The following is a 10,900-nucleotide window of genomic DNA, read 5'->3' as shown; positions in this document are numbered from 1 at the left end:
ATATTTAATCTAATAACAGTAATAGTTGAAAAGTTATATATAAATAACTTGTATTTTTTACTTATCTTTCAACTACAGACTTAATTATACTAAAAAAAATAAAAAAAATCAACTTGATAAACAAATTTATTTTGTCTATTTATAATCATACTAATTTCATATTTAATCCATGATTACGATCTCCCATTTATTTTTATAAACATATTGACTTTTAAACATTTAAAAGTAATTTTCATTTTTTTAGACTAATTTATTCTCTATCAAAAAAATTTATTAAAATAATTTCTCCAATAAATAATATGTTTATCGTTAATTCGTTCACGTCTTTTAAAAATTAATACAATACTCATTGATTTATTTTACTTTTATTATTTCTACTTTGGTTCTTTATCTTTTATAAATACAACCAGGATATCATCTAACTTTTCTTGATTGTATACAAAACCCTCAATACAATTTTTCATATTCTCCAAAGTTTCATTTTTATCACTATCAATATTTTCAATCAAGAAATTATTTAGACCTTCTAATCCAAATTCTACTCCTTCTTTATTTTTCATTTCCAATATACCATCTGTAAAAAAACATAGTTCTTTGACGTTCGATAGTTCATAACTAACATCTGTGTAAGGTGAACCTTGCATTATTCCTATAGGTATACCTCTTTCACCCTCTTGATCACTTACAATTGTGGAGTCATTGTATACAATAATCGGAAAGTAATGTCCAGCATTTGCTAGGGTAAGTTTTAATCTCTTTTTATCAAAAACCCCCACTATAGCAGTAGAGTATATGCCCATTTTATCAAATTCATTGTATAAATAGTCATTCATCTGTCTTAGAATTTCCTTTGGCGAGCTGGTATATCTTGCTAAGATATCAAAAGCCCCTTTAATAATTGCTACTATGTAGTTGGATACCACTCCATGACCCATTACATCCGCTACAATAAATACAATTTTCTCTCCTAAGTCAATAGCATTATAAAAATCTCCTCCTACTAATTTAGCTGTTTCATGATAAAAGTACATTTGATTATCTGAAAATACCTCTAAATCGCTATTACTATTCATTATTAATCCCTGCTGTCTTTTCAATATTGACAGATCATTTTCTATATCTTTGTGTTTTTCTTCATTTTGATAATATTCATATACCTGTATACTACTTCTTACTTGTTTTGACAGTATAGAAATAGTATTTTCGTCATCCGCACTGTAATTTTCACTTCCAGCACATACAACCACCAATTCTGACTTTGAATCTATAACAAATTTATAAAACAAATAATTTTCCACTATTGTTCCATCTGGTAGTTCCATCTTTATAGAATTGTTAAGTCCTGAAAATTGATTGGATTTTATAATTTGTGGCATTATTGAATTTATTTGATTCATTTTGTCCTTAGGGAAGGCTGTACTAATTTTTTGCCCCAAAATTTCTCCCTTATCGCCAGTATTGTAGACATTTATAACTGCATACTTGCTATTAGTTGTATCTGCTATTACTGAAGCCATCTTGTTTAGGTAATAAAATATATCCTTAGATGAATATAATTTTCTAGCCGCTTTATTTATGTTTGAAATCGATGTTCTTAGCTTGTTAATCAAGCCTTGAATATCTCTATTTTTATTAGTTGTTGAAATAGATAGAGACATCAATGATGCCACCTGAGTAATAAAATCTATATCACTTTGTGTTATAGATTCATTTTTTTGTAAATAACAGGTCATAAAACCTACCGTTTCATTATTTATAACAAATGGAAAAACCGCTCGACCAATATAGTCCTCTTTTATTGCCATTTGCTGCTCGCCGTCAGCTCTTTTATCATTTAAAACATCTTTAATCACTACCACTTTTTGCTGAAATACAGCCTCATGAATATATTCTGGATAAATATTAAAATCAATCTTAGCTCCGTACTCCTCGTCTTTTGGAAATAATTTAGGTATATAATCCAATGTTGCAGAACATACCAAGTGAGAATAATTATAGTCTTTATCATAAAAAAGGTTTACACAAGCCTTGGTAGGGTGAACAACATTGAGCATTTTATTGATTATTAGATCTTTTATCTCAAAAAAATTATCTGAACTAGTTACTATTTTGGATATTTCTACTAGATTTTTCATTTTTTTCACATCGCTCATAATCAATCCTCCAAATATTATTACGTTACTTCTCATTATACTATAGTCTCACAACTTTTTATACTAATTTCAAAAATATTATACTTTGCTTATTTTTTTATTGCTATTTATTAGCTTTATTTATATTTTATATTATAAATAAATTTCAAAAATTTTCTGTAAATTTTTTTATTTTCTTCAAAGCTATAGATTTTAACAATTCCTTATAGTATAATTGTAGTAGAGGTGATTCGGATGAAATTCTTACAATTGAATTTAGATGCGCGTTATAAGATCTATGCTCAAACAAAAAAAGTATTGCGTAAGTACCAAAAGGGAATAGTTTCTGGTAAGCTTACATCTGAGCAATTTGTAGACAATATGCTAGAAGATCCAGATATGACGGATATTTTGAAAGGCATAAATGTATCTGTACCTGAATTTAGGGACACCTACAAAGAGTATGTGGACACATTAATTGAAATACAGAATAAGAGTTTGGCTAAACAAAAGGAACAATCAAGATATTATTCACAAAGAGCATCTTTTTCTAGTATTTTCAAACTAAATGAAGTTTTGCTAGATAATGGATATGATTTGTCTATACCTGCACAGTATTTGACGCAATGTGACATAGATTGTATTGAGAAATTCGTTAAGACAGGAAACATCGATTTAGGAAACGAAAAAATATTCAATTATGTTGTAAAGACTGTTTAGATGGTTTTTACTTGTCAGTAAATCCACCCTATATGTTTTATATTAGGGTTATATTTTTGCTGAATTCTAGGCTTAATTATTTAAAAAGATTTGAGCATTTTATAATTAATAGTTTTAAGAGAGGCTGAGTTATAGTTGTTACAATACTTCAACATAACATCAGCCTTTACTTATTTAAAACGCTATTTTTTCTTAAAATATTAAGGATCTATACTTATTAAAACTAGTCAATATAAACTTAAATTATAAGTTCTCCTATTTTAAAACCCTATATTATATTTTTCTAATCATCTATTGCAGATGAAATTCCTGCAAGATATCCCATCGAAAATGCAGACTGTAGATTGTAACCTCCAGTATATGCATCTATATCAACTATCTCTCCCGCAAAATATAAGCCCTTCACTTTTTTTGACTCCATAGTGCTAGGATTTATTTCCTTTATTTCTACACCACCAGAAGTCACAATAGCTTCATCAATAGGTCTTAAACTCTTTATATCAAACACAATATTTTTGATGCTATGAATGAGCTGATGTCTTTCACTCTTTGTTATTTGATGAACCATTTTACCTCTATCTATTTCACTTTTATGTATAACAAAATCAATCATTGTCCTTGGTAAAAGTTCAACTAAAGATTCTTCAAATTTTTTGTTCATATATTTCTTAAAATCTCTCTGTATTCTATTGTCCAATTTTTCAAAAGATAAGGCAGGCTTTAAGTCTAATTCAATCTGATAGTTATTTTTTTCTATATCTTCAACATAACAACTGGCAGATTTTATAACAGGACCATCTATACCATAATCTCTAAACTCTAACTCTCCAAAATCATCATATATTTTCTTATTATTCCTTTTAAGACTTATGCTGATATTTCTTAGATTCAAGCCAATCATTTCAGCCTTAGGTCTTTCTTTTGTTTCCATACCTATAAGTGCTGGCTTAAGTCTTGTGACACTATGTCCACATTTCTTGGCAATCGTATAGCCATCACCATTTGATCCTGTTATAGGATAGCTTGCCCCGCCTGTAGCAATAATTACAGAGTCAGCTAATAACTCTTTTCCTGATATTAGTCTTACTCCCTCAACTTTATCATTTTTTATGATGATTGATTCTACATTTTTTTTATAATCCACATTTACTTTTTTATCTTCCAGCATTTTTTCTAGTGTTCTTACTACATCTATAGCCTTGTCACTTTCTGGAAATACTCTATTTCCTCTTTCAACTTTCAACTTTAATCCATAGCTTTCAAACAAGCTCATCAAGTCATCATTGCTAAAAGAATATAAAGAGCTATACATAAAATTACCATTTCTGTAGATATTTTTTATTATCTCTTCGACATCTGCAGCATTTGTAAGATTGCACCTGCCCTTACCTGTTATTCTTAATTTTTTACCTATCATTTTATTTTTTTCTAAAATAGTTACATTTGCATCTGATTTAGCTGCAAAATAAGCAGCTATTGTTCCAGATGCTCCTGCACCTATTACTAATACTTTTTTCATATATACTCCTAAATTTTTTATTTCTATTTGCCTAATTTTTTAGGCATTTGATTTTTTGAATTTTTATAGACCCTATAAATAATAGAAAAACTTCTGTTTATTTTATTTCATATTTTATAATATTCATTCAATAAGGTATTTAGTCTATACATGTATTTAGTCTATCCATCCAAAGTGCTTGCAAGCTACTTCGATACCATCTTTATCAGCATCTGTAGTTACAAAATCAGCAATTTTTTTCAAGCTATCTACAGCATTTCCCATAGCTATTGATGTCCATTCAGGTCTAAACATCTTAATATCATTTGTATTATCGCCAAATACGACAACATCTTTATCCTCAATATCCATAATTTCCATAATCTCTTTTATACCTTTTGACTTATCATCTGCTTCAATTATAATATATTCATCACTATATCTAGTATAACTTACATCTTTTAATTCCTTAATCTTACCTTCTTGCTCCCTATTAAGATATGCAAAGCCCTTATAAACAGTATCTATTTTTTTAATATCTAGATCTGGATTAATATTTGTTTGCATATAATTTGGGATTTTTATAACTTCTTTAATAGCTTCTGGAAATCTTTCATCCTTTGTATGCCAAACTCTTTCATCTTTTATACAAATACTCCATGGTATGTCATTATCTTCAAAAGCCTGTATAGCTTTTTCAACCATTTTTTTATCTAAAGCCTCAATCCTTTTTTTTCCATCCAAAACTATTCCATTTCCACCATCTGTTACCATATTTCTTATATCAAATTTTTCGCAAAACTCAGTAGTCATCACATGCATTCTTCCAGTTGCAATGCTTATAAAATGCCCCTTTTCCTTTAGCTTATTAAGTGCTCTTTCCGTAGATTCTGGAACATATCTAGGCATTCCAACAGCTATAGTTCCGTCAATATCAAAGAAAAAATATTTTTTAGTTTTCATTTTACACCCCATTTAAATATATCTAATTAGAAAAAGAACATGGTAAAATCTGTAAATAAATACAAAATTATGCCATGCTTTTTCTTAAAGTCTATTAATTATTCTTGAACATCTTCTACTATTGCAATATATGGAAGATTTCTATATCTTTCATCATAGTCAATTCCGTAACCAACTATAAATCTATCTTGAATTTCAAATCCAACATAATCAACATTTATCTTTACTTTTCTTCTGTGTGGCTTATCTAAAAGTGTACAAAGCTTCAAACTCTTAGGATTTCTAGTCATCAAAGTATCGTAAAGATTTCTAAGTGTTGCCCCTGAATCAATAATATCTTCTACAATCAATACATTTTTGCCTTCTATATCTACATCTAAATCTTTTAATATCTTTACAGTACCTGAAGATTCTGTTCCACTTCCATAGCTAGATACACTCATAAAGTCAATATTTACATTCAAATCAATTTCTCTCATTAAGTCAGCTACAAAAACACTTGCACCCTTTAGTATTCCTACTAATAATACTGACTGTCCTTCATAATCTTTCTCAATTATTGAAGCAAGCTCCTTCACCTTCGCCTTTATTTCTTCTTCACTTAGTAATACACCTGTTAATTTATACATTTTCCCTCCAAATTTCCATCAATAATTAAATTTGTATAATAATTGAGTAAACTTTTACTCAATTTCACCAACAAAACATTTTAGTTATTACATATCACAACAAATCTATACTATAGATTTAAATATAAGTGATGTGTAATAACTAATTAAAATTTCTATCAATATACTCCATTTATTAATATAAGCTATCTAGCTATTATAATAGGTCAATCCCTGCTGCTGCACAATCCTTAATCATTCCCTTTGGCCATATACCAACCTGAACTTCACCTATATGTGCTTTTCTAAGGAAAAACATACATATTCTTGATTGTCCTATTCCACCACCTATTGTGTAAGGCAACTCTCCATTTAATAGAAGTCTATGATACTCAAGATTTTTTCTGTCTTCAGCACCAGCAATTTCTAACTGTTTTTCTAAAGAGTCTTCATCTACTCTTATACCCATAGATGATAGTTCTATAACATCATCTAGAGTAGGATTATAGAATAAAAAGTCTCCATTTAATTCCCAGTCATCATAATCTGGTGATCTTCCATCATGTTTTTCTCCTGATTCTAGAGTTTTTCCTATTTCAGTTAAAAATACAGCTTTGTGTCTTTTAACAATTCTTCTTTCTCTTTCCTTTGGTTCCAAATTTGGCCATTCACTTTCCAAATCCTGTGAAGATACAAAAGTGATATGTTCTGGTAGCATTGGTTCAAATACTGGATACTGCTCTGATATATACATATCTGTTTCTTTGAAAACCTTATATATTTTTTCTACTATCCAAACTAATTTTTCATAGTTTCTATCGCTTTTATTGATTCTATATTCCCAGTCCCACTGGTCAACATAAAATGAATGTATATTGTCTAACTCTTCATCTTTTCTTATAGCATTCATATCTGCATATATTCCTTCTTCTACTGGAATACCATACTTTTTAATTGCTACTCTTTTCCACTTTGCAAGTGACTGTACTATTTCAGCTTTTTTATTTAAAAAGGGTACACTAAAACTTACTGGTGTTTCTACTCCACTTAAATTATCATTTGTACCTGATTCAGGCAATACAAATAAAGGTGAAGAAACTCTCAATAAATTTAGTTCTTTACTTAATTCTGTTTGAAAAAAGTCCTTTAAATTCTTTATAGCTTTCTGTGTTTCCAATACTCCAAGTTTACACTTGTAATCTTTCGGTATAATCATAACCATATTAAATCTCTCCTAATAATTTATTTTTGCGTATAAGTATTAATAAACTATTTGGTCTGGATCAATAATTTTAAAATTACCCACACCCTTATACTTATTCACAAATCCACTTTCAGTTTTTCCTCTTGCTCTAGATATCTTTTCTAAGAAGTATGAGTTATAGGCTGTTTGAGCTCCCTTATTCTTGCTCTTAAGATTTGCTCCTAGGTCAGAAGCAAATTTAATAATATAAGAGTCTGCATCCACTCCACTTGATCCCACTCTTCTTTCTATATCATGATTAACTCTTAAAAATGTTCCTATTTGAGAATTCATCCATACAAAATTTTCCTGCATTCTTGAAATTCCCTTTATTCCATATATATTCATCAGTAGCTTTGATACATTTGGCTTGGAAAACTCAGCAACAAAAAATTTCTGCTCCAAAAGTTTACTAGCCAACACTTCATCTAACTCGCTATCAAAGCTATATATATTTATATCTTTTCCATACTTTTTCACTAACTCATCAATTTTATTTGATAGGAAAGCTTTCTTTTCATAGGAGTTCAATTCATTTGCTATTTTTATCTCCTCAGTAGGCATATCACATTGTTTTGACTTAGATACTATTCCATCCAGTATTTTTTTATTTTTTTCATTACTTAAATCTTTATCTGAAGCAAAGTAAATAAATCTTTCAGCACCCAGTGACTTTGCAAGTTCGGCTATTCTTTCACCTCTGTCAATATCAGCGGTCTCAAAGTTTAAATCAAAAGTATCGATAAGACTATTGTCATCTTCATTTAAGTTAGCTGAAATAGTCATTATATCTTTTCTTTCTTTTTTTAAATCTTTAATGTACGGTAGGCTTCCTGATTTGTTTGAAGATAAAACTAAAACATTTATTTTTTTATCTTTTTTTATTTTATCAAATACATCTCTAGTAGCTTTTTCATTACTCTCAAAGTTGTCTGGCAAAACAAAGTGCTCTACACTACTTTTTTTCTTTGGATCTCTTTCTATTCTGTATAGACTGTTTAGTTTCTCTGATTCTGCAGAAGAAAATGCTCTTTCATTTTCCTTCTTACTCTGAGTTACTATTGCTACTTTGGTATTTAAATCTTTTTTACTGTCTAGTAGTTCAGCTTGGTTTTTGCTTTCTTTTCCTGAACATCCAATCAATAGAAGTGATGATAAAACTATAGAAGTAGATGCAAGAAGAATTTTTTTAAATTTTTTATTCATCTTTCCCTCCATTAATACACTCTTGGACTAATTGATAGATTCTTTATATATCCTGAAGATGCTCCGATGTATTCTGGAAGTATCGATAAATCTAGCATTCTATTCGCTCTGTCTTTTACAGAATCATCAGTATAGCATTCTTCTATCATATAGTTTCTTTCATACATATATTTTGCTATTTCTATTGTTAGTTCAGCTGGCACTGAATCAACACCTTCTGATATTCCAGCTATTTTTCCATCCATATTTATTTTACTTAGTTTGTCCTGAACTTTTTTATCAAATGATAATCTACTTAGCTCTTTATATTCCTTATCCAAGTTCAGTTTGTCAGATAGCAAATTGCCGTCTTGTCCACTATTTAGATATGGAATTATATAAGAATTCTTAACTGCACCGTTAAGTACTTCCTTTGATAAGGCTGAGCTAGCAGGATATACTGCTAAATTTTCAATCTTATCAGGCTGTATAGCTTTTATTTTTTCAGCAAGTCCTGAGTTTATATCTTCTTTTTTTACTGCAAGCTTTGAAAAAGCCATCCCATTTTTATCACAGTATGCTTTTGCTTGACTAATATCTTCATATAGATTTGGATTTTCTTTAGTGTCTTCTAAATATAAATATAAAAATTTATTTGCATTCATCTGCTCGGCCATTTCAGCTGCTAATTTCCCACACTTATTTTTTTCTACTCTAAATCCTACATCTAGATTCGGGTTTTTCAAAAGAGAAGCGAATTTATCATTGTGCATTTCTCCTATATCGCCTGCTACTGTTATTACACCTGGCAATTTTTCTTTCACCTTTTTAAACACATCGCTTAGACCACTTTTTTCAGTGCTAATAACTAATACCTTTACGTGTTTATCTATATTATTTACAATAGTGTCTACATCTTTTTTGGTAAAATCTTTACCATTATCTGGAAGATAGTTGACCGCTATATCAATATCATCTTTATACTTATTATCTATATCCTGTCCTTCAGGCAAATATATTGTTACCTCAGCCTTTTTATTAGTGATATCTTTGTTGTCTGATTTCACGCTTTTGTCATTGCTACATCCAGGTATAAGAATAACTAGCATTGTAATCAAAACAACAGAAACAAGTTTTTTGAACATAAATCCTCCTCCACTATCTTTTTGATTTACAACTGTTACTCTATATATCCTTTGGGATTCATCTTCTGCCATCTCCAAGAATCTTCACACATATCTTTCAAGTTATGAACTGCTTCCCAGCCCAATATTTTCTTTGCTCTTGACGAATCTGCATAAGAAGATGCTGCATCTCCTTCTCTTCTTTTAATAACCTTATATGGAATATCTATTCCACTAACAGCTGAGAATTCATTTATAAGTTCCATCACACTGTAGCCTCTACCTGTTCCAAGATTATAATATTCTAGCCCTGTATTCTTGTGTAAGATTCTCTCTAGAGCCTTTACATGACCAACTGCCAAGTCTACAACGTGTATATAATCTCTTACACCAGTACCGTCAGCTGTTTCATAGTCATCTCCAAACACTCTAAGATATGGAAGCTCACCAATAGCCACCTTTGTAAGATAAGGCATAATGTTTGCTGGAACTTCTGTACTCTCCTCACCAATAAGCCCCGATTTATGTGCGCCTATTGGATTGAAGTATCTCAAAATAATACTATTAAATTGTTTATCTGAATGTGATAAGTCTTCAAGAATTTCTTCTCCCATTAGCTTTGTGTTTCCATAAGGATTAGTAGTAGTTCTACCATAATCTTCATCTACTGGAAGATCCTCATCTGGAACACTTCCATATACAGTTGCCGATGAACTGAAAACAAAGTTATTGACATTGTATTTCTTCATCAGATTCAATGTATTTAAAAGTGATAAAATATTATTATCATAATATTTTAAAGGTTCCTTTACTGAATCTCCAACTGATTTATATGCTGCAAAATCTATTACTGCATCTATTTTATTTTCTTTAAATACTTTTTCAAAATCTTTACTTCTAGTATCTGTTTCATATACAGTAGGTCTCTTTGAAGTGATTTTTTCAATCCTATCTATTACAATTGGATAGCTATTAGAGTAGTTGTCAACTATTATAACTTTATAACCAGAATTTAATAGTTCTACGGCAGTATGACTTCCTATATAGCCTGCACCACCCGCTAATAATATTGTATCCATAAAATTTATCATCTCCTCTAAATAAGTTTGCCCGCTATATCTGGATCCACAATTTCCAAAATATTATCTTCATCAATATTAGCATCTTCTAAAAGTAGATCATCTAAATCTACTAGTCGATATAACACGCTTTTTTCTCTTTCATCAAATTCACATAATTTATATTCTCTATTCATTATATCGCTTATCAACATAACTTTAACCATTCCCTTCAAGTCAATTATAAATATATTATATCTTATACAAGCACTGTCTTTATTAATTACTAACTATAACTAAAAATAATATACAAAAAGAATATACTACCTATAATACTACATTTTCTCATAGCTTTCCATAAATCATACA

The 10,900-nt window shown here is 29.6% G+C and carries 10 protein-coding genes; 1 reads left to right on the top strand and 9 read right to left on the bottom strand.

Translation table 11 applies throughout. The annotated features are described in order from the left end of the window. Positions 1-374: 374 nt before the first annotated feature. On the bottom strand, positions 375-2,153 hold the full coding sequence (locus UF10_RS03255; RefSeq protein WP_106776387.1) for a GAF domain-containing SpoIIE family protein phosphatase: 1,779 nt from the start codon (positions 2,151-2,153) through the stop codon (positions 375-377). A 234-nt stretch (positions 2,154-2,387) separates the two neighbouring features. Between UF10_RS03255 and UF10_RS03250 the strand changes: the two genes are divergently transcribed. Next, the gene (locus UF10_RS03250; RefSeq protein ID WP_106776386.1) at positions 2,388-2,852 is read left to right on the top strand and encodes a hypothetical protein; all 465 of its coding nucleotides are present in this window, start codon (positions 2,388-2,390) and stop codon (positions 2,850-2,852) included. A 283-nt stretch (positions 2,853-3,135) separates the two neighbouring features. On the opposite strand, the gene UF10_RS03245 is transcribed toward UF10_RS03250, so the two are convergent. From UF10_RS03245 to UF10_RS09190, 8 genes are all read right to left on the bottom strand, one after another. Further along, positions 3,136-4,371: a BaiN/RdsA family NAD(P)/FAD-dependent oxidoreductase gene (locus UF10_RS03245; RefSeq protein WP_106776385.1), complete on the bottom strand. Its 1,236-nt coding sequence runs from the start codon at positions 4,369-4,371 to the stop codon at positions 3,136-3,138. A 156-nt stretch (positions 4,372-4,527) separates the two neighbouring features. Next, a complete protein-coding gene (locus UF10_RS03240) occupies positions 4,528-5,313 on the bottom strand; it encodes an HAD-IIB family hydrolase (RefSeq protein WP_106776384.1) in 786 nt (261 codons plus the stop codon). A gap of 98 nt (positions 5,314-5,411) precedes the next feature. After that, positions 5,412-5,942: a hypoxanthine phosphoribosyltransferase gene (gene hpt / locus UF10_RS03235; RefSeq protein WP_106776383.1), complete on the bottom strand. Its 531-nt coding sequence runs from the start codon at positions 5,940-5,942 to the stop codon at positions 5,412-5,414. A gap of 196 nt (positions 5,943-6,138) precedes the next feature. Next, complete coding sequence (gene asnA, locus UF10_RS03230) at positions 6,139-7,143, bottom strand: aspartate--ammonia ligase (RefSeq protein ID WP_106776382.1); 1,005 nt, start codon at positions 7,141-7,143, stop codon at positions 6,139-6,141. A gap of 39 nt (positions 7,144-7,182) precedes the next feature. Beyond that, complete coding sequence (locus tag UF10_RS03225; protein WP_170062438.1) at positions 7,183-8,370, bottom strand: DUF3798 domain-containing protein; 1,188 nt, start codon at positions 8,368-8,370, stop codon at positions 7,183-7,185. Between the two features lie 11 nt (positions 8,371-8,381). Further along, on the bottom strand, positions 8,382-9,566 hold the full coding sequence (locus UF10_RS03220; RefSeq protein WP_106776380.1) for a DUF3798 domain-containing protein: 1,185 nt from the start codon (positions 9,564-9,566) through the stop codon (positions 8,382-8,384). Further along, positions 9,530-10,552, bottom strand: coding sequence for a UDP-glucose 4-epimerase GalE (gene galE / locus UF10_RS03215; protein ID WP_106776379.1), 1,023 nt, complete (start codon positions 10,550-10,552; stop codon positions 9,530-9,532). The genes UF10_RS03220 and galE overlap by 37 nt, the downstream gene beginning before the upstream one ends. A gap of 17 nt (positions 10,553-10,569) precedes the next feature. Further along, a complete protein-coding gene (locus tag UF10_RS09190; protein WP_170062430.1) occupies positions 10,570-10,728 on the bottom strand; it encodes a hypothetical protein in 159 nt (52 codons plus the stop codon). Positions 10,729-10,900: the final 172 nt, after the last annotated feature.

The sequence above is a fragment of the Peptostreptococcus russellii genome, from assembly GCF_003012055.1.
GTDB classification, from domain to species: Bacteria; Bacillota; Clostridia; order Peptostreptococcales; family Peptostreptococcaceae; genus Peptostreptococcus; species Peptostreptococcus russellii.
This window is presented reverse-complemented; position numbering and strand designations above follow the sequence as displayed.

Excerpts from the sequence above, each read along its gene's own strand:
- UF10_RS03255 (WP_106776387.1), bottom strand. The coding sequence starts at position 2,153 with ATGAGCGATGTGAAAAAAATGAAAAATCTAGTAGAAATATCCAAAATA.
- UF10_RS03250 (WP_106776386.1), top strand. The coding sequence starts at position 2,388 with ATGAAATTCTTACAATTGAATTTAGATGCGCGTTATAAGATCTATGCT.
- UF10_RS03245 (WP_106776385.1), bottom strand. The coding sequence starts at position 4,371 with ATGAAAAAAGTATTAGTAATAGGTGCAGGAGCATCTGGAACAATAGCT.
- UF10_RS03240 (WP_106776384.1), bottom strand. The coding sequence starts at position 5,313 with ATGAAAACTAAAAAATATTTTTTCTTTGATATTGACGGAACTATAGCT.
- hpt (WP_106776383.1), bottom strand. The coding sequence starts at position 5,942 with ATGTATAAATTAACAGGTGTATTACTAAGTGAAGAAGAAATAAAGGCG.
- asnA (WP_106776382.1), bottom strand. The coding sequence starts at position 7,143 with ATGGTTATGATTATACCGAAAGATTACAAGTGTAAACTTGGAGTATTG.
- UF10_RS03225 (WP_170062438.1), bottom strand. The coding sequence starts at position 8,370 with ATGAATAAAAAATTTAAAAAAATTCTTCTTGCATCTACTTCTATAGTT.
- UF10_RS03220 (WP_106776380.1), bottom strand. The coding sequence starts at position 9,566 with ATGGCAGAAGATGAATCCCAAAGGATATATAGAGTAACAGTTGTAAAT.
- galE (WP_106776379.1), bottom strand. The coding sequence starts at position 10,552 with ATGGATACAATATTATTAGCGGGTGGTGCAGGCTATATAGGAAGTCAT.
- UF10_RS09190 (WP_170062430.1), bottom strand. The coding sequence starts at position 10,728 with ATGAATAGAGAATATAAATTATGTGAATTTGATGAAAGAGAAAAAAGC.